The following is a 24,273-nucleotide window of genomic DNA, read 5'->3' as shown; positions in this document are numbered from 1 at the left end:
CGAGGCCATCGCCGCGATCCGGCAATCAGGGTTTGTGGGCGCCGTCCTTGTCGTGCTGCGCGCTCTCGACCTTGCGCAGCTCGGCGGCGCGGTCCTTGTCCTGGTCGGCGTTGGCAAAATCGTCGTTCAGCGGCAGCTCCACTTCCAGCCGGCGCACCTGGGCCAGCTTCAGCACGCCGCGTTCCAGCCCGGTGCCGAGCACATGTCCGCCGAAGCTCAGGTCGTCCGAGATGAAGTGCCAGTGGTAGCCCGGCACGCTGATGCCCTTGCTCAGGCTGGGGCTGCGGATGCCGACCAGGGTGCCCGCCACCGCCTCGCGCGTGGAGATGCCGGTGACGCGGCCCTTGACCTCGGCCGCGTAGAACATGTTCTTGTTGCTTAGCTGCTGGTCGGCCAGCGCTTCGATGGCCTGCAGGCTGGCGGCCGGCAGGCCAGCCGCATGCCGGCGTGCCCGCTTCACAACACTTTGCGAGCGCGCAGGTAGCGCCGCAGCGCTTCGCTCGGGGTCTTGAGCGCGGCGGCGCAGCGCCCGGCGTCGCCGCCGTGGGTGGCCAGCGCCGCGTCGATCTCGGCCGGCGCAATCTGGCCGACCTGGCGGATCGCCGGATGCGCCTCCATCAGCTTGTACATCGTCGGGCGCGACACGCCCAGCGCCAGCGCCGCATTGCGGATCAGCCAACCGTTCGCCTCGAGCGCGTCGAGCACCGCCTGTGGCCCCAGCTTGGCCGGCCGGGTGCGCGCCGGCCGGCATGCCGCGCCCGGCGCCAGCGCGTCGAAATCGAGCGCCTGGCCGGCCTGCGCGGCGCTCATGGCGCGCTGCACCACGCTGCCGAGCTGGCGCACATTGCCGGGCCAGTCGTAGTTGCACAACTGGCTCATGAACGCGACCGGCAGCTCGGGCGCGCTGCCGGTGCGCGCGCTCCAGGCCTGCATGAAGTGCAGCGCCAGCACGCCGATGTCGCAGCGCCGCGCGCGCAGGGGCGGCAGGTGCACCACCAGCGCTTCCAGGCGGCGCAGCAAGGCCTGGTTGAAGCTGCCGTCGTGCAGGTCATGGTCGCTGGCGCCGATCAGGCGCGCCCTGGCCGCCTCCTTGAGGCGCGCGCCGGACGGGCGGTACTCGCCCGTCTGCAGCACGCGTCGCAGCATCGCCTGCACCACCGGCGGCGCAAAGCCGACTTTATCGAGAAACACGACGCCGTCGCCGGCCTGCGCAAATGCCCCGGTGCCGGCGCCGAACAGATCGGACTCCGCCCGCGACTCGCCGGCGCTGGCCATGTTCACCGCCACCATCGGGCTGCGGCAGCGCGCGCTGGCCTGGTGGATCGCCTGCGCGGCCAGTTCCTTGCCGCTGCCGGCTTCACCGAGCAGCAGCACCGGCAGCTCGGTCGCGGCCACCTGGCGGATCAGCTCACGCACGCGGATCGCGGCGCTACTGACCCCGCGCACCGAGCGAATCGCGCTTGGCTGCGGCAGGCGGTCCATCCAGTGCACGCACAGCAGCACCACGCCACCGAGGCCGATCACCAGGCCGGCATCGACCTGCTCGGGCGTGCAGCGCGTTTCGGGCGCGGCCAGCATGGCGCCGTTCAGCTCCACCCGCATGCGGCTTTGCGGCAGCAGCAGGCTCACGCCATCGTCGCGATGGCGGCGCAGGCGCAGCGAATCGCGCGCGATGCGGCGGTGATCGAGCGGCGCGCGCTCGCCGGCCAGGGCGCCGAACAGCGGCGCGAAGCGGTTCACCGCAATGTCGGCGCCGCTGTTCGGCGCCCTGGGCGCGATGAACTGCTCGCCGATGCGCTCGCGCTCGGGATGCCACAGGATGGTCAGCGCCAGCATCTGCGCGGCGCGCCCGGATGGCAGCGGGACCGGCGAGGCCAGGGTGTTTTCGGCGTCGAGCAGGGAAAAGGGCGCGTGCATGTCAGTCCTGCGCCAGCAGGCGGTAGCCGACGCCGGTTTCGGTCAGCAAGTAGCGCGGCTGCGCCGGATCGTCTTCGAGCTTGTGGCGCAGGTGGCCCATGTAGATGCGCAGGTAGTGGCCATCCTCGGCGTGCGACGGCCCCCACACCTCGCGCAGCAGCTGCGGATTGGTGACCACGCGCCCGGCATTGGCCGCGATCACCGACAGCAGGCGAAATTCGGTCGGGGTCAGGTGCACGTGTTGGCCGCCCTTGCTGATGCGGCGCGCCTGCAAGTCCACGCTGACGTCGCCGAAGCGCACCAGCGCGGCCGGAGCGGCGCCCGGCTGGCGCTGGCGGCGCAAGGTGGCGCGCACGCGCGCCTGCAATTCGCCCACGCCGAACGGCTTGGTCAGGTAATCGTCGGCGCCGGCGTCGAGCGCGCGGATCTTGTCGGCCTCGCCCACCCGCGCCGACAGCACGATCACCGGCACCGACGACCAGGTGCGCAGGTCGGCGATGAAGGCGATGCCGTCGCCGTCGGGCAGGCCCAGGTCGAGCACCACCAGCTCTGGCGTGCGGGTGCCGGCGTCGATCAGGCCGCGCTGCATGGTGGCCGCTTCGAACACCACCCAGCCCTCGTCCTCGAGCGCGGCGCGCACGAAGCGGCGAATCTGCGGCTCGTCTTCGACCAGCAGGGCGGTGGGGGCAGGATCAGTCATCGGGCAAGTCAAGGCTTTCTGGTTCGGGGCCGGGAGGTGGAGTCCCGAGCGGCAATGTAAAGACAAGCGAGGCGCCGCCGGTGGGCGACGCGCCAGCCTCGATTTTACCGCCATGTGCCTCGATGATCGCGCGGCAGATCGCCAGACCCAGGCCAACGCCCGGTTTGGCCGACTCGCGCTCGCCGCGCGCGAACTTGTCGAACAGGGTGTCGGCGCGGCCGGCCGGAAAACCAGGGCCGTTGTCGTGGACGCTCATTTGCAGCATTGCGCCATGGCGCGCGCCGCCGATCACGATGGTCGAACCGGGCGGCGTGTACTTGGCCGCGTTCTCCAGCAGGTTGTACAAGACCCGTTCGATCAGCACCGCGTCGAAGCGCACCAGCGGCAGGCCGGGCGCCAGTTCGGTGCGCACGATATGCGCGCGCAGCGGCGCGGCGCAGGCGCGCAAGGCGCTGCCGACCACTTCTTCGAGCGGCTGCCACTGCATGTTGAAGGTGACCTGGCCGCTCTGGATGCGCGCCATCTCCAGCAGGTTGCTCACCAGGGCGCTCATGCGCAGCGCTTCCTCGTGCAGGATGTCGGCCATCTCGCGCTGCGGCGCGGCCAGCGCGGGCGTGGAGGCGGCCAGCGATTCCGACAGGCCGACCAGCAGGGTCAGTGGCGTGCGCAGGTCGTGCGAGAGCGCCGCCAGCAGGGAATTGCGCAGGCGTTCGGATTCCATGTTCACCAGCGCGTCCTGCGCCACCTCGATGTAATGCACCCGCTCAAGCGCGATGGCGGCCAGCGCGGCGAAAGTGTCGAGCTGCTTGCGCTGCTCGGGAATGAGCATCCAGCGCTGTTGTTCGGGTGCGATGGCCAGCACCCCGCGCGTGCGCATCGGGGCCACCAGCGGCAGGTAGAACAGGGGGCTGGCCGGCAAGGTGCCGGTGCCCAGGCCCGCGCTTTGCGCATGGTCGAACGCCCATTGGGCCACGCCCAGGTCGGCGCTGGCGCCTGGCGGCGCCTGCAGGCGGCCGTCGGCGTCGGGCACCAGCAGGGTGGCGCTGGCGCGGAACGTGCGGGCGATGGCGTCACGCGTGGTGTCGACAATCTGTTCGGTCTGGAGCGCGCCGGAGAGCTCGCGCGCGAATTCGTACAGCGCGCGCGAACGGCGCTCGCGATGCGCCGCCACGCGCGCCTGGAAGCGCAGGCCGGCCGTCAGGTGGCCGGTGATCAGGCCCACCGCCAGCATCACGCCGAAGGTGATCAGGTATTCCAGGTCCGAGACGTTGAACGTGAAGCGCGGCGTGACGAAGAAAAAATCGAAGAAGGCGACCGAAAGGCAGGTGCACAGCACCGACGGGCGGCGCCCGAAGCGCACCGCCACCAGCAGCACCACCAGCAGGAACAGCATGGCGATGTTGGCCAGGTCGACGTAGCCGACCAGGGGCGAGAGCAGCAGCGCGGCAGCCAGGCTGGCCGCGCCCGACCAGGCATAGGCCTGGGCGCGCCGTTTGCCGCTGTCGATGGCGAGGATGACGGTGTTCGTTTCCGGCGCCATCGGGGCCGGGCGTGGCTTGCCGCCGCCGACTTCGATCAGGTCGATGTCCGGCGCGGCGCTGGCGATGCGGACGCGATGCGGGCGGCGCCATGGCCACGAGCGGTGCGCGCGCGCCAGCACCACCTTCGACATATTATGGTCGCGCGCATACTCGACGATGGTGGCGGCGATGTCGCGCCCCGCCAGCACCGCCGTGGTGGCGCCCAGCTCCTGCGCCAGGCGCAGCGTTTTCAGGGTCAGTTCGCGGCGCGGCGCCGGCTTGCGTTGCAGGGCCGGCGTTTCGACGTACACGGCGTGCCAGTCGGCGCCCAGTTGGCCGGCCAGGCGCGCAGTGCTGCGCACCACATGCTCGGCGTCGGCGCGCGGTCCCACGCAGGCCAGCAGCGCGCCGCCGGTCTTCCAGACGGTATCGATCGACTTTTCGATGCGGTAGGCGCGCACGTCGTCCTCGACGCGGTCGGCGGTGCGACGCAGGGCCAGCTCGCGCAGGGCGATCAGGTTCCCTTTGCGGAAGAAGTTTTTCGAGGCGCGTTCGGCTTGTTCCGGCTGATACACCTTGCCGCTGCGCAGGCGCGCCAGCAGTTCGTCGGCCGGCAGGTCGACCAGCACCACTTCGTCGGCGCGGTCGAACACGGTGTCGGGCACGGTTTCGGCCACGCGCACGCCGGTGATGCCGCCAACCACGTCGTTCAGGCTGTCCAGGTGCTGCACGTTGACGGTGGTGAAGACGTCGATGCCGGCCGCCAGCAGCTCCTCCACATCCTGCCAGCGCTTGGGGTGGCGCGAGCCGGGGGCGTTGGAGTGGGCCAGTTCGTCAACCAGGATCAGTGCCGGAGCGGTGGCCAGGGCGGAATCGAGATCGAACTCCTGCAGCGTCTTGCCGCGATGGGTCAAGGCGCCCGGCGCCAAGCGGTGCAGGCCGTCGAGCAGGGCGGCGGTGTCGGCGCGGCCGTGGGTTTCGAGCACGCCGACCAGCACGTCGTGGCCGTCGGCGTGCAGCTTGCGGGCGGCGGCCAGCATGGCGTACGTTTTGCCGACGCCGGCCGAGGCGCCGAAGTAGATGCGCAGCTTGCCGCGCGCCGCCTTGCGTTCCTCGGTCTGGACCTGGGCCAGCAGGGCGTCGGGGTCGGGGCGTTGGATTTCAGTTGGGGACATGGCAGCCTTGGTTACGAACTTTACTGAGTATGACCAGCTTTCGCGATTAGCGCCAACTACCCCGTCGTCTCTGGCATTGCCAGAGACGACTTCCCGCGCAGGCGGGAACCCAAGTTCGCACCGCCGCTGACGGCTCATCGAAATTGGATTCCCGCCTGCGCGGGAAAGACGGATCAAAGTTTAGCGTCCAGCGCCAGGTTCAGCGCCAGCACATTCACCCGTGCTTCGCCGAACACGCCCATGACCGGCGTGATCGCCGTTTCCTTGATGAGCGCCTCGACCCGCTCACGCGGCAGCTTGCGCGCAGCCGCCACCCGGCCCGCCTGATAGTGCGCCGCCGCAAGGCTGATTTCCGGATCGAGTCCGCTGGCCGACGCCGTCACCAGGTCCACCGGCACCAAGGTCGTGTTGCCCGGGTCAAGCGCCCGCAGCGCGGCCACCCTGCCCTTGACCGCCTCCACCAGCGCCGGATTGAGCGGCCCCAGGTTCGAGCCCGAACTGCCGCCCGCGTTGTTGGCCATCGGCCCGGTCGCCGATGGCCGTCCCCAAAAATACCCGGGCGCGGTGAACGACTGCCCGATCAGGCTTGAGCCGACCGTCTTGCCGTCGCGCGCGACCAGGCTGCCGCGCACCTGGTCCGGAAAAGCGACATACCCGATCCCGGTCACCGCCAGCGGATAGAGCACCCCCACGGCCAGGGTCAGTGCGCCGAACAGCATGATGGCGGGGCGAAAAGTGGTTTTCATGAAGATGTCCTTTCTAGACCAGGTGAAGCGCCGACAGCAGCATGTCGATCAGCTTGATGCCGATGAACGGCAGCACAATGCCGCCCACACCGTAAATGAGGATGTTCCGGCGCAGCAGGGCCGCCGCGCCAATCGCCCGGTACTTCACGCCCTTGAGCGCCAGGGGAATGAGCACCACGATAATGAGCGCGTTGAAAATCACGGCCGACATGATGGCCGAATCGGGACTGGTCAGGCGCATCACGTCCAGGCTTTTGAGCTGCGGGTAAGTGCCCACAAAGGCGGCCGGAATGATGGCGAAATACTTGGCGATGTCGTTGGCGATCGAGAACGTGGTGAGCGAGCCGCGCGTCATCAGCATCTGCTTGCCGATTTCGACGATCTCGAGCAGCTTGGTCGGATTCGAATCCAGGTCGACCATGTTGCCCGCTTCCTTGGCCGCCTGCGTGCCCGAGTTCATGGCCACCGCCACGTCGGCCTGGGCCAGCGCCGGCGCGTCGTTGGTGCCGTCGCCGGTCATCGCCACCAGCCGGCCCTCGGCCTGGAAGCTGCGAATGAGTTTGAGCTTGTCTTCGGGCGTGGCCTCGGCCAGGAAGTCGTCCACCCCCGCTTCGGCGGCAATCGCGGCGGCGGTGAGCCTGTTGTCGCCGGTGATCATCACCGTCTTGATGCCCATCCGGCGCAGTTCCGCAAAGCGCTCGCGGATGCCGCCCTTGACGATATCCTTCAACTCCACCACGCCCATGACGCGGCCATCATCGACCACCACCAGCGGCGTGCTGCCACGGCGCGACACGTCGTCGACCGTGCGCGCCACTTCAAGCGGATACGGCAGCCCGAGCGCCTCCACATGCTTTTTCACCGAATCGGCCGCGCCCTTGCGCACCTGGCGCGCGCCGACATCCACGCCGCTCATGCGCGTGTTGGCGCTGAACGCGATGAAGCTGGCCCGCAGGCTGGCCATGTCGCGCTCGCGGATGTTGAAACGCTGCTTGGCCAGCACCACGATCGAGCGCCCTTCCGGGGTTTCGTCGGCCAGCGAGGCCAGTTGCGCCACGTCGGCCAGTTCCTGCTCGCTCACGCCCGGCGCCGGGAAGAAGGCGGCGGCCTGGCGGTTGCCGAGCGTGATGGTGCCGGTCTTATCGAGCAAGAGCACATCGACGTCGCCGGCCGCTTCCACCGCGCGGCCCGAGGTGGCGATGACATTGGCGCCCATCATGCGGCTCATGCCGGCCACGCCGATCGACGACAGCAGCGCGCCGATGGTGGTCGGGATCAGGCACACCAGCAGTGCGATCAGCACCGTGACGCTGACAGGTTTGCCCGCACCGGCTGCCGCCACGCCGAACAGCGAAAACGGCAGCAGGGTCGCGGTGACCACCAAAAACACGATGGTCAAGGCCACCAGCAAGATGGTGAGCGCGATTTCGTTGGGCGTCTTCTGGCGCTTGGCGCCTTCGACCATCGAGATCATCCGGTCCAAGAAGGTCTCGCCGGGATTGACCGACACGCGCACCACCAGCCAGTCCGACAGCACGCGGGTGCCGCCGGTGACGGCCGAAAAGTCGCCGCCCGACTCGCGGATGACCGGCGCCGATTCGCCCGTGATGGCGCTCTCGTCGACCGAGGCGACGCCTTCGATGACTTCACCGTCGATGGGAATCACATCGCCCGCTTCGACCAGGATGGTATTGCCTTTGCGCAGATCGGCGCCGGGAATGGGCAACCAGGTGGTGCCGTATTTTGGCGTGGCCAGCTGCTTGGCGCTGACGCTTTGCTTGAGCCCGCGCAGGGACGCGGCCTGCGCCTTGCTGCGCCCTTCGGCCAGCGCTTCGGCGAAGTTCGCGAACAGCACGGTGAACCACAGCCAGACTGTGATCGCCAGGATGAATCCGCTGTCGGTGTCGCCCTTGCCGGCGACGGCCTGGAAGTACATCAGGGTGGTAAGGATGCTGCCGACGTAGACGACGAACATGACGGGGCTGCGCAGTTGCGTGCGCGGTCCCAGCTTCATGACGGCGTCGACGATGGCGGGGCCAATCAACGCCGAATCGAACAGCGTGAGTGTCTTGCGGGTGGTCGCTGCCGGTGGCAGCGGAAGTGCTTGCGACATCATATGCTCCGCATGAAGTTATTTGGAATAGAGCTGCAAATGCTCGACAACGGGGCCGAGCGCCAGTGCCGGAACGTAATTGAGCACGCCGACCAGCATCACCACGCCGACCAGGAGGCCGATGAAGATGGGGCCGTGGGTGGGCATGGTGCCGGCGTTCTCTTTCAGGCGCGGCTTGGCGGCCAGCGCGCCGGCAACCGCCAGCACCGGCACGATCACGGCAAAGCGTCCGAACCACATGGCGATGGCCAGCATGGTGTTGTAGAACGGCGTATTGGCCGACAAGCCCGCAAAGGCGCTGCCGTTGTTGTTGGCGGCCGAACTGAAGGCGTACAGGATCTCCGAGAAGCCATGCGCGCCGGGGTTGGCGATGCCCGCCTTGCCCACGTCGAGCATCACCGCCAGCGCGGTTCCGCTCAGGACCAGCACCGGAGTGACCAGGATGGCGATCGAGGTCATTTTCATTTCGTACGCCTGGATCTTCTTGCCCAGGTATTCCGGGGTGCGGCCGATCATCAGGCCGGCGATGAAGACCGCCATGATGGCGAACACCAGCATCCCGTACAGGCCCGAACCGACCCCGCCGAACACCACTTCGCCCAGCTGCATGAGCAGCATCGGCACCATGCCGCCGATGGGGGTGAAGGAGTCGTGCATGGCGTTGACCGCGCCGCACGAGGCGGCGGTGGTCACGGCGGCGAACAGGGTCGAGGCGGCGATGCCGAAGCGCGCTTCCTTGCCTTCCATATTGCCGCCGGCTTGCAGGGTGCTAGCACCCTGGTCCACGCCCAGCGCTGCCAGTTGCGGATGCACGGCCTGTTCGGCGCTCATCACCACGCAGGCGGCGACGACAAAAATCAGGCTCATGGCGCCCAGGATGGCCCAGCCCTGGCGCGCATCGCCGACCATGCGCCCGAAAGCGAAGCACAGCGCGGCGGGAATGAGGAAAATCGCCAGCATCTGCGCAAAGTTCGACAACGCGCTCGGATTTTCGTAAGGATGGGCCGAATTGGCGTTGAAGAAGCCGCCGCCGTTGGTGCCAAGCAGCTTGATCGCTTCCTGCGACGCGACCGGGCCCATGGCGATGGTCTGGGTGGTGGCGACTTTGGCTTCGGTTACCGCCTGCCCGTCGGCGCCCGGCGTGGTCACCGAATACGCGACCGGATCGATCAACTGCACTTGCTGGTAGCTGTTGAAGTTCTGGACCACGCCCTGCCCCATCAGGAACACCGCGAACAGCAGCGACAGCGGCAGCAGCACGTACAAGGTGGAGCGGGTGATGTCGCCCCAGAAGTTACCGATCGACGCCGCCGAGCGCGCGCTGAAACCGCGGATCAGCGCAAAGGCGACCGCGATGCCGGTGGCGGCGGAAAAGAAGTTCTGGCCAGCCAGCGCGACCATCTGGGTGAAGTAGCTCATGGTCTGCTCGCCGCCGTAGCCTTGCCAGTTGGTGTTGGCCACGAAGCTGACGGCGGTGTTGAACGAGGAATCGGGACTGACGTTCCCCAGCGCCTGCGGATTGAGCGGCAAGAACGCCTGCAGGCGCTGCACGCCGTACACGAACAGCGCACCGAGTCCGTTGAAGACCAGCAGCGCGGTGGCATACGCTTTCCAGCCCATGCCGGTGTCGGGCGATACGGCACCCAAGCGATACAGCAGCCGCTCGAGCGGCGCCAGCCAGCCCATGCCGGGCACGGCGCCGCCATCGCCGACCCTGGCCAGCAGACGGCCCAGCGGCCAGGCCAGCGCCAGCAGCACGGCAAGAAAGGCGCCCAGCAGCGCCATCGATTGCATGGTCATCACAGGTCCTCCGCGTTCAGCAGCGCATGGACCAGGTAGGCCAGCAGGCCGGCGACGACGACGCCGGCGATGTAGATGGGTTCCATTATTTCTTGTCCCCCAGGGTAGCGCAACCGGCTGCGAAAGCGCGGCAGAGGCCGAAAAAGAGCAGGAGCGCTCCGATAAAAATCAAGTCCATATCACCCTCGAACGAATTGGTTTTGTTATTGATGAGCGTATCGGCAAGCGCCTAAAAACGGTGTAAAGAGTTGCCGCGCCGGTGTAAACAAGGCGTAAACGCCGCCATTAAAAGGTCTTGCTTACGGTCAGTTGCAGCGCCGTTTTGCCGAGGAACTTGCCGTTGGCGGGCGAGGCGTAGGCGGCCTTGCTTGCGTTGGCGCCGATGGCGGCCAGGGCCACGCTGGCCACGCCAAAGTCGCGCGTCACGCCGATTTTGTAGTCGGTATAGCTGGCGGCGCTGTTGTGGGCCACGCGCTGGCGTCCGGCGTGCAGATTGAGCACGACGCCGTTGCCGAGATCCGGATTGGCGGCCAGGTCGAGGTAACCGCTGTGCTTGCTGTCGACATAGCCGAACAGGTTGGTCAGCGCGTGCGAATACTTGATCAGGGCGACGCCGTACGAGAGCTGGCCATAGACCTCGGTGGTGTTGGCGTTGGCAAAGCCCGCCACATGGCCGAGTTTGTTCGATGGGTAGGCGTAGGCAAGCACGCCGGCGTCGTAGCCGATGCCGCCGGCCAGATCGCCGCGTTTGCCGCCGTAGACGTCGATTTCGACCTTGCCGTCGCCGCCGGCGTCATTGGTCCACTTGATGGTCGAGGCCCACGCGCCGGCGTACCAGCCGGATGGCTTGTGCACCAGGTCGGCCCCGCCCTGCAAGGCCGGCTGGAGGCGGGTTTGCGAGATGCCGCGATAGCGGTAGTCGCTGGTGGCGGCGACGTTGGCACTGACGTCGCTCGCGGCCTGGGCGGAGAACGACAACAGGGCGGCTGCGAAAATGGCGATCTTCATGGTGCTTCTTTCTTGGGTGTGATGAGGGATTGAGACAAGGCAAATCGTATCGACGCACCCATAAAAAGTTTCTAAAAAGTTGGCATGCTGGCGTAAAGGAAATGTAAAAATGCAGGCCTTAGCAAGTCGGAGAGTGAATGGGAATGGATGAGATGGCGACGATGCGCAGCGCGTCGATGGACGATGTGGAGACGCTGGCGGCGATCGAAGAAGCCAGCTTCAGCGGCGACCGGGTGAGCCGGCGCAGTTTTCGGCATCTTCTGTCGCGGGGAAAATCGCTAACGCTGATCGATACCTTGGCGGGAGAAACGCGCGGCTACCTGACCTTGCTGTTTCGCGCGAAGACGGCGCGGGCGCGGGTGTACACCATTGCGACGGCGGCGGGCTGGAAGGGCTGCGGGGTGGCGGCGGGACTGGTGCGCGCGGCGGAGCGGGCGGCGCTGGCGCGCGGGTGTACGGCCGTGTATCTGGAAGTGCGCAAGGATAACGCGGCGTCGATCGGGCTGTTTACAACAAGCGGATATCGGGTATTCGGGGAATATGAAGCGTATTACGAAGATGGGATGGATGCATGGCGGATGGAGAAAGCACTTGTTGAATGAAGCGGGGGAAACAGGCGAATGAGCGTGGCCATCAGGAGCTTATTTATCCATTCACATTGGCAATCAGATAAGCTGGGTGGCTGTTCCGTATAATCCCATGTGTAAGTGCCGGAATTTTGCGCCGGCATACCTGGTTTCAAGTGCGTTGTTAACCCTGGAGTGTTTATGTTGAAGAATAAAATCCGTATTTGCCTGACCGTGATCTGCCTGGCCAGCGTAACCGCATGCGGTTCGGTAAAAGGCTTGTCCGACTTTGGCGCGATGAAGACGGGCACGCAAATTTCGGCGGCACAAATGGCAAGCGTGATTGACAAGAAAAGCACCCAAGCCGATGTGATCGCCATCGTCGGCCAGCCAAACCGGAAAACGGAAGCCGGCGGCAATACCGTCTGGTATTACGATTTCACCCAGATCGGGCAAGCCATCATCGGCAAAAACATCAGCGAGACCACCGCTTTCGAATTCAACAAAAAAGGCGTCGTCGTCACGCACTACAAAACGGGCGGTCAAGGCGGCACGTCGAGTAATCCGCTGCTGAAAGCGGCTGGCCAGTAAAACCGAAAACCGGTGTCAGGTCTGACAATCGGACACGAGCTCATCTGCTATGGAACTCAATCGAACCTCCACGGTACAGCCCGTGTCCGAATGTCAGACCTGACACCGCAGGAGAGACCGCAGGATGTTGCCGTATAGAACAATATGTTTTTGAGGATGCTATGGCGGCACAGCTGGACACATTAATCTGCCAGGGATGCGGCGCAAACCTGAGTTACGCGGCCGGCTTGCAAGCCTTGCAATGCGATTACTGCGACGCGGTCACGCCGATTGCGCATGCCGCGCCCGCGGCCGGCACGGCGGTCCAGCGGATTATTCCGCTGTCGGTCGAAGCAAACGCGCTCGCATTCGGGGTGCTGCGACACTTGGCGGCGAACGATCTTGTGCCGGACGATATGGTCGAACGCGCCGTGCTGACCGTAAATTGTTTTTACATGCCCTGCTTTGCCTTCACCGTCTCGTACAGTGCCTCGTGGACAGCCTCGTTCGGCTACAACCGGACCGAAACGTATACCGACCATGTGCTGCGCCACGTGGATGGCCAATCGCGGCGGGTGCCGGTCACGAAATCACGCACCGTCGTCGACTGGCGCCCGGTCAACGGCCAGGACGCCAACAAGTTTCTCATGCTCGCCTACGCCGGCAGCGGCCTGGCGCCGGCTGCCTTGCCCTTGCTTGACCGCTTGCAAAACATGCTATTGGCAAGGCCGTTCGACGCCGCCTTTGCCAGCGGCGTCGAAACCCAGCCCTACGCCCTGCCCCAACACAGCGCCTATTCGATGCACGCCGAAGCGCGCGTCGCCAGTGTGGTCGAGACCTGCGTCAAGGGCCACGCACAAGGCGACCAGCAACGCGACTGGCACTGGAACGCCAGCACCAGCTGGGAAGCGTCGGCGGTGTATGTTCCCGTAGGCCATGTCGTGATCGCGTATGGCGGCAGACAATACAATGCCTGGGTCGACGGCACCTTCGACGCCAATCTGGTGACGGACGCGCTGCCAGCCAATCTGGACAAAGGCAAGCACGCGCTTCGCGGCATGGTCGCGCCACTGCTTGCCACGATGGCGCTGATGTTCGCAGGCCTGGCGTCCACCAGCTTCTTTTATGAAATGCAGGCCGAACGCGTAGCGGCGGTCGGCGTGCTGTGGGTTCTGTCCATCTGGCGCGATAAGCGGCGCGCCAAGCGTTCGCGCCAGTCGCGCCAGGCGGCCCTGGCCAAGCGCGCGCGGCACTACGCCCAGCCGGCGCCCACGCCGGCGCCGGAACTGGCGTCCCCAGGCAGCGGGCCGGACCTGGTGTCGCTGGCCATGTCGCTGGTATCGGCGGTCATCGTTGGCGTGTTGCTTTACAAGCTAGTCAACGATCCGCAAGCGCCGCCAAAGGCCGTAGCGGCTGTGACGGCTGTGACGGCGCCGGCCGCAACGGCTGTCGCACCCGCCAGCGTGTACGTCAACATGCCTTTCAAGCCAGTCCAGCCGCTCTCCCCCATGCTGGTCGCCGTCAATGCGCGCGACTGGGCCACGGTGGGTACCCTGACGGAACAAGCCAGGCCGCAGGAGCCGGTGTCGGAGACCGCCAAGGAAGCATCGGCAGGGCTCTTGCAGCAAGGCGCCAAAGAGTTGCTCGACAAGAACTATAAGGCCGCGATCGTCGCACTCGGCATCGCGGTCGATGCCGACGGCGCCAACTTCGCTGCCCGCAGCGCGCTCGGCGCCGCTCTCATCGGCGCGGGCGACCATGAGCGTGCACGCATGGTGCTCGCCAAATTGCTTGAGGCCGCGCCCGGCCACGTGGACGGATGGAGAAACATGGCCGAGGCGGCCGCGCTGGCCGACCAGCCGGCCGAAGCCGACGCCAGCCTGCGCATGCTGCTGCACTTGAGCAAAGACCGCAAGCTCACCACGGATGCGCTGAAAAAGCGCGCTGCCGCGGGCGAACCGGACCAGTTCAGCGAGGCTGTGGCAAGGGTGCTCAAGCCGGCCCCCAAAAAGAAGCCAGCAAGTAAGAAAGCGTAACGCCGGCCGGTTGAGTGCACCGGCGCAGCCAGCGCGCGCACCTGTCAGGCGCCTCAGCCGAGCGACAAGTCGTCGAGGATCGGGCAGTCCGGCCGCTCGTCGCCATGGCAGGCGCCGGCCAGCTTTTCCAGGGTGCGCTTCATGGCTTCCATCTCGCCGATTTTGCGGTCCAGCTCGGCGATATGCTGCCTGGCCATCGCGCGCACATCCTTGCTGGCCCGATGCTTGTCTTGCCACAGGGCCAGCAAGGTCTTGATCTGCTCCAGCGAAAAGCCCAGCGCGCGGCTGCGGTGGATGAACTGCAGCACTTGCACATCGCGCGGGCCATACACGCGATAGCCGGCATCGGTGCGCTGCGCCTCGCCGATCAGCCCGATCGATTCGTAATGCCGGATCATCTTCGCCGACACCCCCGACGCCTTGGCGGTCTGGCCGATATTCATCATCGTCATGCTGTCGCTCCCGCCACCCAGCGCTTGAGCAGCAGCGCATTGCTGACCACCGACACGCTCGAAAACGCCATTGCCGCCCCGGCAATCATGGGATTGAGCAAGCCAAACGCCGCCAGCGGCACCCCGATCACATTGAACACAAACGCCCAGAACAGGTTCTGGCGAATCTTGCCGTAGGTGCGGCGCGAGATGTCGATGGCGTCGACCAGCAGGCGCGGGTCGCCCCGCATCAGGGTCACGCCGGCCGTGTGCATCGCCACGTCGGTGCCGCTGCCCATGGCCACGCCGATATCGGCCGCCGCCAGGGCCGGCGCATCGTTGATGCCGTCGCCCACCATCGCCACCCGCTCGCCGCTGGCGCGCAATGCCGCGATGATTGCCGCCTTGCCCTCGGGAAGCACCTGCGCGTGCACCTCGTCGATGCCGAGTTGGTCCGCGATGTGGCGCGCGCTGCCGGGGTTGTCGCCGCTCAGCATCACGGTGCGGATGCCGGCCGCGTGCAGGCGCTCAATCGCTTGCCGGCTCTCCGGCTTGAGCGCGTCTCCAAAAGCGAGCATGCCGAGCAGGCGCCCGCCCTCGGCCAGCCACGAGACCGTCTCGCCGGCCTGCTCGCGTGCCTGCCCTTGCGCGGCCAGCGCGGCGATGTCGACGCCATGCTGGCGCATCAGTGCGGCGTTACCCAGCAGCAGCTCGCGGCCATCCACCGTGGCGCTCACGCCCAGCCCGGCCAAGGCACGGGTGCCGCCAGCCGGGGCCGGCGTAATGCCGGCCGCCCGCGCCGCGTCCCCCACCGCGCGCGCCAGCGGGTGCTCGCTGCCCTGCTGCACGGCGGCCGCCAGCGCCAGCAAGGCGTGTGCGCCGCCCGGTTCCTCCATGGACACGGAGACATGCGCGGTCAGGCGCGGCTTGCCGGCGGTTAAGGTGCCGGTCTTGTCGAACGCCACCACGGTGACGCCGTGCAAGAGTTCGAGCGCCTCGGCGTCCTTGATCAGGATGCCGTATCTGGCGGCCACGCCGGTACCGGCCATGATCGCCGTGGGCGTCGCCAGCCCCAGCGCGCACGGACAGGCAATGACCAGCACCGCCACCGCGTTGAGCAGCGCCGCGCTCCAGTCGCCGTTGGCCAGCCACCAGCCGAAGAAGGTGAGCAACGCGATGAGCACGATCGCCGGCACGAACACGGCGCTGACCTTGTCCACCAGACGCTGGATCGGCGCCTTGCCCGCCTGCGCGTCCTCGACCGCGCGGATGATGCGCGCCAGCACGGTTTCGGCGCCGATGGCGCTGGCGCGGGCCAGCAGCAGGCCTTCGCCATTGACCGCCCCGCCGATCACGCGCGCGCCCACGGTTTTGCTCACGGGCAGGCTCTCGCCGGTCAGCATCGATTCGTCGACGTGGCTGGCGCCGTCGATGACCTCGCCATCCATCGGGATACGCTCGCCGGGGCGGATCACGACCTCGTCGCCGACCTTCAGTTTAGTGATCGGCATGTCGGTCTCCACGCCGTTGCGGCGCACCCTTGCCGTTTCCGGGCGCAGCGATTGGAGCGCGCGGATCGCTTCGGTGGTCTGGCGCTTGGCGCGCGTTTCCAGCCATTTGCCCAGGCGCACCAGGGTGATCACCACGGCGGATGCTTCGAAATACAGGTGCGCGCCATGATGCTGCGGCTGGCCCAGCCACTGGTACAGGCTCAGGCCGTAGGCGGCAGAGGTGCCGAGCGCGACCAGCAAGTCCATGTTCCCGCTCCTGGCCAGCAGCGCTTTCCAGGCGGAACGGTAGAAGCGCGCGCCGATCCAGAACTGCACCGGCGTGGCCAGCAGCCATTGGACCGAGGCGGGCAGCATCGCGTCGATGCCGACAGCGGCCAGCAGCATCGGTGCGAGCAAGGGCATGGTGAGGGCGGCGGCGATGGCGATTTCCATCGGCTCGGATAGTCCCCGCAGTGGCACCACGGGGGCGGCCACTTCGGCAGGCGCGTTGGCCGAGTAGCCGGCGCGCTCTACCGCCGCGATCAGCTGGGCCGGATCGAGCGGTGCGCCGGTAATCAATACTTTCTCGGTGGCCAAGTTGACGGTGGCGCCCTGCACGCCGGGGACCGCGCGCAAGGCTTTTTCGACCCGTCCGGCGCACGAGGCGCACGTCATGCCGCCAACCTCGAGCGTGGTTTCGGCGGCGTCCTGCGTGTTTTGCATTGCAGTGGTAGTCATTTCAAGCTCCTGTTACATTCGCATGCCACCATCATTAAGCTTCCCATTATAGTAAGGTCAAGCGAAAAGACCGCTTGACCTTACCACCGTGGGAACGTGGACAATGGCTTTATTCCATTCACCAACAGGAGTTTCGCCATGATCAAACTGAGCATTCCCGAGATGAGCTGCGGCCATTGCGCCGGCGTCATCAACAAGACCGTCAAGGAGCTCGACCAGGATGCCGTCGTCACGTTCGACATGCCTGCGCGCACCATTGAGCTGAACACGACGGCGGCGCAGGATGAGGTGCTCGCCAGCCTGGCCGAGGCCGGCTATCCCGCCAAGGCCGCTTGATCCGCACGGCGCGGCTCCCATTTTCCATGTGCTAGACTTTGTCCATGAAGTGCTTCCGAACATTGCTGGTGTGGCTGATGCTGCTTGCGATTCCCTTGCAGGGTTTCGCGGCGGCATCGTCGGCGCTGTGCGCAGCGGCGAATGCGCCGCTCGCCAGCCATGTTGCCGCCAGCATGGAAGAAGGCCACTGCGCCGAGCTGGATAGTGCCGCACCGGATAGTGCCGCACCGGACAGTGCCGCACCGGATAGTGCCGCACCGGACAGTGCCGCACCGGATAGCGCCGCGCCGGACAGTGCCGCGGCAGACAGCCCCGCCAAGTGCAGCAACTGCGCCTTCTGCTGCGTGGGCATGGCCATCGCCCCGGCATTTCCCGCGCCGGGTGCCGCGCCGCCACTCGCCTCCGAATTGATTGCCTACGCCGCCATGCACGTGACGGCGCATATCCCCGGCGGCCTGGAACGTCCTCCTCACTCCCCGATCGCCTGAATGCCCTTGGTCCGTCCACGGACCAGCGTCTTTTAACCAACACGATTGAGGTTGTCATGAATTCCCTTCGCCTGATATGGCCGCTGCTGCTTGCCGCCGCCATGCCGCCGGCGCTGGCGCAAACGAGCGCCGCTCCACTCGCCTACGACTCGGCCTTTGCCGGGTATCGCACCTACCGGGAGCCGCAAGCGGCATCCTGGAAGGACACCAACGAACAGCTGCTCAAACGGCCCGGCCAGATGGGCCACATGGGTCACATGAACCACAACATGGACGCCGCCAAAAAACCGGATGCACCCAAGCTTGACGATCCCCATGCCGGGCACGATATGAGCGGCATGAAAAAGAGCGCGGAGCCGGCCAAGCCCGCCCCGCACCACGGCCACCAGCACAAGGAATGACGATGCGACGACTATCGACTCCGCTGCGCCGCATCGCGCTCGCCGGCATCTGCGCCGCCGCCGCCGGCTGCGCCTCCTTCTCGCCCGACGGCGGCTACGCCGACGTGCGCCAGCTCGCGCAGCAGCGCACCGGCGACGCCATTCCCGCCAGCGCACCGGGCGCCGGCAATGTCGAACAGCAGGTCGCGGCCTTGCTGGCCAAGCCCTTGTCGGCCGAAGACGCGGTCACCATCGCGCTGCTCAATAACCGCGGCCTGCAAGCCGGCTACGCGGAACTGGGCATCGCCGAGGCGGACCTGGTGCAGGCCGGCCGCATCGCCAATCCGGTGTTCAGTTTCGGCCGCATGAAAAGCCACGAGGGCATCGAGATCGAGCGCAAGCTGATGCTGCCCGTGATCGGCCTGTTGACCATGCCGGTTACTACGCGCCTCGAACGGCGCCGTTACGAACAGGCGCAACTGCGCGCCGCCGGCGAGGTGCTGCGCACCGCCGACGCCACCCGGCGCGCCTGGTACGGTGCGGTCGCCGCCCAGCAAAGCGCCGAATACATGGAGCAGGTAAAAAACGCCGCCGAAGCGAGCGCCGAACTGGCGCGCCGGATGGCGGTGGCCGGCAACTGGAGCAAACTACAGCACGCGCGCGAACAGGCGTTCTACGCCGATTCGGTGGCCGGTCTGGCGCGCGCGCGCCAGGCCCGCGCCCTGGAGCGCGAAAAGCTCACGCGCCTGCTGGGCGTTTCGAACCCGGCCGCTTTTACCCTGCCCGCACGCCTGCCCGACCTGCCGGCGGCCCCGCGCGACGTGCAGGGTGCCGAAGCCCAGGCCATGGGCAACCGGCTCGACATGCTCATGGCGCAAAAGGAACTGGCCGGACTGGCATCATCGCTGGGCCTCACCCGCGCCACCCGCTTCGTCAACCTGCTCGACCTGAGCTACCTGCGCAACACCAGCGACACCGGCGAGCGCGCCACCGGCTACGAAATCGAACTGCAGATTCCGCTGTTCGACTGGGGCGGCGCCAAGGTGGCCAAGGCCGAGGCAATGTACATGCAGGCGGTGCACCGCGCCGCCAGGCTTGCCGTCGACGCGCGCTCGCAGGTACGCGAAAGCTATAGCGGCTACCGCACCGCCTATGACCTGGCCCGCCACTACCGCGACGAAGTGGTGCCGCTCAAAAAACGCATCGCCGACGAACAGCTGCTGCGCTACAACGGCATGCTGATCAGCGTCTTCGAACTGCTGGCGGACGCGCGCGAGCAGGTCGTTGCCGTCAACGCCGCCATCGAAGCGCAGCGCGACTACTGGATCGCCGACGCCGCCCTGCAGGCCGCGCTGACCGGCAGCGGCGACGCCACAGCCGCCACGCCACGCGCCGGTAGCGCAGCGCCCAGCGCCGCACCGGCCCAACATTGAAAGGACATGCAACATGGTCTCACGTAGAAATTTCTTTACTGGCGCGGGCGCGGTTGCCGTCAGCACGGCGCTGATCTCGCGCGCCGGCGCCGCCTCGCTGCCGGAAGCGGTCATCATGGACAAGGCATCGACCCAGCCGCCGTTGACACCGCCCAACGGCCGCCCGTACAACCCGGTGGTCACCCTCAACGGCTGGACCCTGCCGTGGCGGATGAAAGACGGCGTCAAGGAATTCCACCTCGTGGCCGAGCCGGTAGTGCGCGAAATCGCACCCGGCATGAAGGCCAACCTGTGGGGTTACAACGGCCAGTCGCCCGGCCCGACCATCGAAGTGGTGGAAGGCGACCGGGTACGCATTTTCGTCACCAACAAGCTGCCCGAGCACACCAGCGTGCACTGGCACGGCCAGCGCCTGCCAAACGGCATGGACGGTGTGACCGGCCTGACCCAGCCCGGCATCGATCCGGGCAAGACCTTCGTCTACGAATTCGTGGCCAAGCGGCCCGGCACCTTCATGTACCACCCGCACGCCGACGAAATGACGCAGATGGCGATGGGGATGATGGGCTTCTGGATCACCCACCCCAAGGACCACAACTTCATGCGGGTCGACCGCGACTTCTGCTTTTTGCTGAACGCCTACGACATCGACCCGGGCAGCTACACGCCCAAGGTCAACACGATGCTCGACTTTAACCTGTGGACCTTTAACAGCCGCGCCTTTCCCGGCATCGACCCGATGGTGATTGCCCAGAATGACAAGGTGCGCATCCGGGTCGGCAACCTGACCATGACCAATCACCCGATCCACATGCACAGCCACGAATTCACGGTCACCGGCACCGATGGCGGCTGGACGCCGCCGGCATCGCGCTGGCCGGAAGTGACGACCGATATCGCGGTCGGCCAGATGCGCGCCATCGAGTTCATCGCCAGCGAACCGGGGGACTGGGCCTTCCACTGCCACAAATCGCACCACACCATGAACGCCATGGGCCACGACGTGCCGACCCTGATCGGGGTCGACCAGCGCGAGGTGCTCGGCAAGATCAACAAGCTGGTACCTGGCTACATGGTCATGGGCGACAAGGGCATGGCCGACATGGGCGAAATGGAGATGCCGCTGCCGGACAACACGCTGCCGATGATGACCGGCAGTGGCCCGTTCGGCGGCATCGGCATGGGCGGCATGTTCACCGTGATGAAGGTGCGCAAGGGCCTCGCGCGCGGCGACTACAAGGACCCGGGCTGGTACAAGCATCCGCCCGGCAGCGTGGCATACGAGTGGAAGGAAGGCGGGATCGCCAGGCCGGAGCCGGTGCGTGCGCCGGATGCCGACAAAATGGCGGCAAAACCGGGCGAGAAGGTGCTGCAAGTGACCAAACCGGGCAAAAATCATGCACACTGACGCCTTTTGCAACCACTGAGAGAAGCTGATGCGCCAATTCGTTCTGCTTGCCGTCCTCGGACTGGCATCGCTCCATGCCCGGGCGGCGACGCCTGGCGAAACGCTGGCGGCCTTTCACGCCGCCCTGCACGCGGGCGACGAGGCACGCGCGATGAAGTTGCTCAGCCCCGAGGCCATCATTTACGAGGCCGGCCACGTGGAGCGTTCACGCAGCGAATATGCGGACCATCACCTGGCGGACGACATTGCGTTCGCCAGGGCCACCACGCGCAGGGTATTGCGGCACAAGGAGCGGATCGACGGCGAGATCGCCATCATCCTCGACGAGACCGAGAGCAAAGGGACTTTCAAGGGCAAGACCATCAATGCGGTGGGCACCGAAACAGCCATCCTGGAAAAGAAGGGCGACGGCTGGGTGGTGCTGCATTTTCACTGGTCCTCGCGCAAGGCCAAGTGAATCAGTCCAGGTCCGCCAGCGCGCGCCACATGTGGACTTTGGCCAGGTAGCGCCCGTCGAGCGCAATGGCGTACGGCTCCACGCCGAAGACGGCGAAGCCGAGCCGCTGGTACAGGCTGCGGGCAGCCGCGTTCTCTTCGGTGACGGTGAGCTGGATGATTTTTGCGTGCGGCCGCGATGCGGCAAAGTCCAGGACGGCGTCGAGCAGTTGCGCGCCCAGCCCCGCACGGCGGCAGCGGGGCGTGATGTACATGCCGAACAAGGTGACTTTGTGGCGCCCTTTTTCGCGCGCCTCGAACGACAGACCTGCGGTGCCGACGAGCGCACCGCCGTCATCGAACGCGCCGAGCACGATCTCGTTCGACGCCGGATCGGGATTGAGGCGCGCTTCCCACCACGAGGCGGGGCGCGTTGCGCGTTCTGCGGCGCTGGAGGTGTAGGCGTCGGGATGCAGCGCGAGCGCTTCCAGCGTGATCGCGCGGTACGCGGGAGCGTGGGTTGGATTGAGGCGTTCGAATTTCATGCCCCTATCTTAGCGAAAAACCGGGCCCGCAGGCCCGGAATTCATGCGCGAAACGCGGTTTCGGGCATGCCCTGCACACCCGGGTACACCAGCAGCACCGTGCCGGACCCGGTGTCCTCGGGCTTGCGGCCGGCCGCGATCGACGTGACCAGCAAGGTATCCATCCCGGCGCCGCCAAAGCTGCACATCGACGGTTTGAGCAGCGGCAGGTCGATGGTGCGATCGAGCTTGCCCTCGGGCGTGAAGCGCAGCAGGCAGCCGCCGTCGTTCCCGCAGATCCAGTAACAGCCGTCGACATCGACCGCCGCGCCGTCGGGACGGCCACGGTGCGCCGTCATGTCGACGAACACGCGCCGGTTGGTGGGCGTGCCGCTGTCGGTGTCGTAGTCGAAGGCCCAGATCTGCTGGCGCGAGACGTGCGAGTCCGACAAATACATGGTGCGCCCGTTCGGCGAAAAACCGAGCCCGTTCTGCACCACCAGGTTCGACACCAGCGGCGCCGAGATGCCCTGCTCGCGCGTGTAGCGGTACAAGCGACCCTCGGCGTGCAGCTCGGGGCTGTCGAGGCGCATGGTGCCGCTCCAGAAGCGCCCCTGGCGGTCGCAGCGGCCGTCGTTAAAGCGCATGCCCGGCGTGAGTTCGGGCGGCGCGGCCAGCAGCGCCGCGTGCGCATGCTCGCCCTCGTCCAGCGTGAGCTGGAACACGCCGCTCCCCATCCCGGCGATCAGGGCGCCGCTGTCGGTGAGCGCAATGCACGCTGGCATTTCTGCGGTGAGCCAGGAGCGCTGCGCGCCGCTGGCCGGATCGAAGCGCCAGATGCGCCGGCCGAGGATATCGACCCAGTACCAGGCGCCCTCGCGCGCGTCCCACAGCGGGCTTTCGCCCACCGCGCAGGTGATGTCCGGGACTGTTTCGATCATCGCTTGCTTGCTCATATTGCCCTTACAGATTGTGACGCCGTCCACTAAAGCCCTTATTACCATTGCGTTCAAGACCGTCTTTCCCGCGCAGGCGGGAAAGACGGATCATAAAACAGTGGCCTTCTTACAGATCGGTGATTTCGCGGTAGCGCGGCACCAGTGTTTTCATCATCATCCATGCCGCCAGGTAGGCCAGCGCGCAGATCGAGAACATGATCATGTAGCCGGTACTGATCTGGCCCATGGCGCCATAATAATCGAACAGCCACCCACCGAGCTTGGTCAGCAGAACGCCGCCCATGCCGCCGAACATGCCGCCGATGCCCACCACCGAACCGACGCTATGTTTCGGGAACATGTCGGACACGGTGGTGAAGATGTTGGCCGACCAGGCCTGGTGCGCGGAGGCGCCGATACCGATCAGGATCACCGGTACCCAGAAGCTGATGTAGCCGAACGGCTGCGCCAGCAGCACCACCAGCGGTATGAAGGCGATGCACAGCATGGCCTTCATGCGGCCGTCGTACGGATTGTCGCCGCGGTTGATGAAGTAGGTAGGGAACCAGCCGCCGCCGATACTGCCGACCATGGTCATGCTGTACAAGACGGCCAGCGGCACGATGATGTCGGTGCCCTTCAGGCCATAGGTCGCGGCCAGGTATTTTGGCAGCCAGAAAAGGAAGAACCACCACACGCCGTCGGTCATGAATTTACCGAGCGCGAAGGCCCAGGTCTGGCGGTAGCCGAGCAGCTTGAACCACGAGGTCTTCGGCTTGACGACACCGGCAACAGGCTCCGGCACCACCGCGCAATCGCTGTTGATGTAATCGAGTTCCGCCTTGCCCATGCGCTTCTGTTCGGCCGGGGTATCGTAGAACACCATCCACAACGCCATCCACACAAAGCCGATGGCGCCGATGATGATGAAGGCCATCTGCCAGCCCCACGCGGCGGCGATGACCGGCACCGTGAGCGGCGCCAGGATGGCGCCGACGTTGGCGCCGGAGTTGAAGATGCCGGTGGCGAACGAGCGTTCCTTCTTGGGGAAGTATTCGGCGGTGGCCTTGATCGCGGCGGGGAAGTTACCCGCTTCGCCCAGCGCCAGCACCGCGCGCGACATCATGAAGCCGGCGATCGACACCGGCACCACGGTCATGCCAAGGCTGGTGAGGATACCGTTGATGCCCTCGCCCACGCCAATGGCGAAGGCGTGCATGATCGCGCCCAGCGACCAAATGGTAATGGCCAGCACGAAGGCGCGCTTGGTGCCGAGTTTGTCGATCACGCGGCCGGCGAACAGCATCGAGAACGCGTACACAAACTGGAAGGCCGCCGTGATGTTGGCGTAATCGGTATTGGACCAGCCGAATTGCTTGGACAGGTCGGTGGCTAACAGGCTCAGGACCTGACGGTCCAGATAATTGATGGTGGTGGCGAAGAACAGGAGGGCGCAAATGGTCCACCGGTACTTGCCTATGACTTGCTGGTTCATCGGTCGCTTCTTTATGGTTGTTTTTA

23 protein-coding genes are annotated in these 24,273 nt (G+C 66.2%); 8 read left to right on the top strand and 15 right to left on the bottom strand.

Annotated elements, in window-relative coordinates:
- Positions 1-25: 25 nt before the first annotated feature.
- The 9 genes from F2P46_RS37150 to F2P46_RS27755 form a co-directional block, all read right to left on the bottom strand.
- Positions 26-460: an acetolactate decarboxylase gene (locus F2P46_RS37150; protein WP_208296799.1), complete on the bottom strand. Its 435-nt coding sequence runs from the start codon at positions 458-460 to the stop codon at positions 26-28.
- Entirely contained in the window at positions 457-1,917 is a 1,461-nt protein-coding gene (locus tag F2P46_RS37145; protein ID WP_208296798.1) for a sigma 54-interacting transcriptional regulator, read from the bottom strand. Before F2P46_RS37145 ends, F2P46_RS37150 begins: the two co-directional genes overlap by 4 nt.
- A 1-nt stretch (position 1,918) precedes the next feature.
- Positions 1,919-2,617 (bottom strand): two-component system response regulator KdpE, encoded by a 699-nt coding sequence (gene kdpE / locus F2P46_RS27785; RefSeq protein ID WP_166896350.1) that lies wholly within the window; start codon positions 2,615-2,617, stop codon positions 1,919-1,921.
- Positions 2,610-5,312 (bottom strand): DUF4118 domain-containing protein, encoded by a 2,703-nt coding sequence (locus F2P46_RS27780; protein WP_166896348.1) that lies wholly within the window; start codon positions 5,310-5,312, stop codon positions 2,610-2,612. Before F2P46_RS27780 ends, kdpE begins: the two co-directional genes overlap by 8 nt.
- A gap of 173 nt (positions 5,313-5,485) precedes the next feature.
- The gene (gene kdpC, locus F2P46_RS27775; protein WP_166896346.1) at positions 5,486-6,058 is read right to left on the bottom strand and encodes a potassium-transporting ATPase subunit KdpC; all 573 of its coding nucleotides are present in this window, start codon (positions 6,056-6,058) and stop codon (positions 5,486-5,488) included.
- Positions 6,059-6,071: 13 nt separating this feature from the next.
- Positions 6,072-8,171, bottom strand: a complete 2,100-nt coding sequence (gene kdpB, locus F2P46_RS27770; protein WP_166896344.1) for a potassium-transporting ATPase subunit KdpB — start codon at positions 8,169-8,171, stop codon at positions 6,072-6,074.
- 18 nt (positions 8,172-8,189) lie between these two features.
- Complete coding sequence (gene kdpA / locus F2P46_RS27765) at positions 8,190-9,971, bottom strand: potassium-transporting ATPase subunit KdpA (RefSeq protein WP_166896342.1); 1,782 nt, start codon at positions 9,969-9,971, stop codon at positions 8,190-8,192.
- The gene (kdpF, locus tag F2P46_RS38885) at positions 9,971-10,057 is read right to left on the bottom strand and encodes a K(+)-transporting ATPase subunit F (RefSeq protein WP_166896413.1); all 87 of its coding nucleotides are present in this window, start codon (positions 10,055-10,057) and stop codon (positions 9,971-9,973) included. Before kdpF ends, kdpA begins: the two co-directional genes overlap by 1 nt.
- A gap of 199 nt (positions 10,058-10,256) precedes the next feature.
- Positions 10,257-10,979: a TorF family putative porin gene (locus F2P46_RS27755; RefSeq protein ID WP_166896340.1), complete on the bottom strand. Its 723-nt coding sequence runs from the start codon at positions 10,977-10,979 to the stop codon at positions 10,257-10,259.
- A gap of 143 nt (positions 10,980-11,122) precedes the next feature.
- On the opposite strand from F2P46_RS27755, the gene F2P46_RS27750 reads away from it, so the two are divergent.
- The 3 genes from F2P46_RS27750 (at position 11,123) to F2P46_RS27740 (ending at position 14,151) form a co-directional block, all read left to right on the top strand.
- Complete coding sequence (locus F2P46_RS27750; RefSeq protein WP_166896338.1) at positions 11,123-11,581, top strand: N-acetyltransferase; 459 nt, start codon at positions 11,123-11,125, stop codon at positions 11,579-11,581.
- Between the two features lie 243 nt (positions 11,582-11,824).
- A complete protein-coding gene (locus F2P46_RS27745; RefSeq protein WP_166896337.1) occupies positions 11,825-12,136 on the top strand; it encodes a hypothetical protein in 312 nt (103 codons plus the stop codon).
- Between the two features lie 161 nt (positions 12,137-12,297).
- Positions 12,298-14,151 carry a tetratricopeptide repeat protein gene (locus F2P46_RS27740; protein WP_166896335.1) on the top strand — a complete coding sequence of 618 codons (1,854 nt, stop codon included), beginning with the start codon at positions 12,298-12,300 and terminating at the stop codon, positions 14,149-14,151.
- Positions 14,152-14,204: 53 nt separating this feature from the next.
- On the opposite strand, the gene cueR is transcribed toward F2P46_RS27740, so the two are convergent.
- Positions 14,205-14,594 (bottom strand): Cu(I)-responsive transcriptional regulator, encoded by a 390-nt coding sequence (gene cueR, locus F2P46_RS27735; protein WP_166896411.1) that lies wholly within the window; start codon positions 14,592-14,594, stop codon positions 14,205-14,207.
- Positions 14,595-14,599: 5 nt separating this feature from the next.
- Positions 14,600-16,810, bottom strand: a complete 2,211-nt coding sequence (locus tag F2P46_RS27730; RefSeq protein ID WP_306667716.1) for a cation-translocating P-type ATPase — start codon at positions 16,808-16,810, stop codon at positions 14,600-14,602.
- A 138-nt stretch (positions 16,811-16,948) separates the two neighbouring features.
- On the opposite strand from F2P46_RS27730, the gene F2P46_RS27725 reads away from it, so the two are divergent.
- Entirely contained in the window at positions 16,949-17,146 is a 198-nt protein-coding gene (locus tag F2P46_RS27725) for a heavy-metal-associated domain-containing protein (protein ID WP_166896333.1), read from the top strand.
- A gap of 31 nt (positions 17,147-17,177) precedes the next feature.
- Here F2P46_RS27725 and F2P46_RS38880 read toward each other — a convergent pair whose 3' ends face one another.
- The gene (locus F2P46_RS38880) at positions 17,178-17,498 is read right to left on the bottom strand and encodes a pentapeptide repeat-containing protein (RefSeq protein ID WP_208296796.1); all 321 of its coding nucleotides are present in this window, start codon (positions 17,496-17,498) and stop codon (positions 17,178-17,180) included.
- 192 nt (positions 17,499-17,690) lie between these two features.
- Here F2P46_RS38880 and F2P46_RS27715 point away from each other — a divergent pair, with 192 nt between their 5' ends.
- Genes F2P46_RS27715 through F2P46_RS27700 form a run of 4 tightly spaced genes read left to right on the top strand, consistent with a single transcriptional unit; the run spans position 17,691 to position 21,312 of the window.
- Positions 17,691-18,035: a hypothetical protein gene (locus F2P46_RS27715; RefSeq protein WP_166876278.1), complete on the top strand. Its 345-nt coding sequence runs from the start codon at positions 17,691-17,693 to the stop codon at positions 18,033-18,035.
- Positions 18,036-18,037: 2 nt separating this feature from the next.
- Positions 18,038-19,447: a TolC family protein gene (locus tag F2P46_RS27710; RefSeq protein WP_166896329.1), complete on the top strand. Its 1,410-nt coding sequence runs from the start codon at positions 18,038-18,040 to the stop codon at positions 19,445-19,447.
- 13 nt (positions 19,448-19,460) lie between these two features.
- Positions 19,461-20,855, top strand: coding sequence for a copper oxidase (locus F2P46_RS27705; protein WP_166896327.1), 1,395 nt, complete (start codon positions 19,461-19,463; stop codon positions 20,853-20,855).
- Positions 20,856-20,883: 28 nt separating this feature from the next.
- Positions 20,884-21,312, top strand: coding sequence for a nuclear transport factor 2 family protein (locus F2P46_RS27700; protein ID WP_166896325.1), 429 nt, complete (start codon positions 20,884-20,886; stop codon positions 21,310-21,312).
- A 1-nt stretch (position 21,313) separates the two neighbouring features.
- Here the strand turns inward: F2P46_RS27700 and F2P46_RS27695 are convergent, their stop codons facing one another.
- From F2P46_RS27695 to F2P46_RS27685, 3 genes are all read right to left on the bottom strand, one after another.
- Complete coding sequence (locus F2P46_RS27695; RefSeq protein WP_166896323.1) at positions 21,314-21,835, bottom strand: GNAT family N-acetyltransferase; 522 nt, start codon at positions 21,833-21,835, stop codon at positions 21,314-21,316.
- A 41-nt stretch (positions 21,836-21,876) separates the two neighbouring features.
- On the bottom strand, positions 21,877-22,755 hold the full coding sequence (locus F2P46_RS27690) for an SMP-30/gluconolactonase/LRE family protein (RefSeq protein WP_208296795.1): 879 nt from the start codon (positions 22,753-22,755) through the stop codon (positions 21,877-21,879).
- A 124-nt stretch (positions 22,756-22,879) separates the two neighbouring features.
- On the bottom strand, positions 22,880-24,247 hold the full coding sequence (locus tag F2P46_RS27685; protein WP_166896321.1) for an MFS transporter: 1,368 nt from the start codon (positions 24,245-24,247) through the stop codon (positions 22,880-22,882).
- Positions 24,248-24,273: the final 26 nt, after the last annotated feature.

This window comes from Massilia sp. CCM 8734, assembly GCF_011682155.1.
Taxonomy (GTDB): Bacteria; Pseudomonadota; Gammaproteobacteria; order Burkholderiales; family Burkholderiaceae_D; genus Telluria_A; species Telluria_A rubra.
Note: the sequence above shows the minus strand (reverse complement) of the source record. Positions and strands in the feature narration are given on the sequence as shown.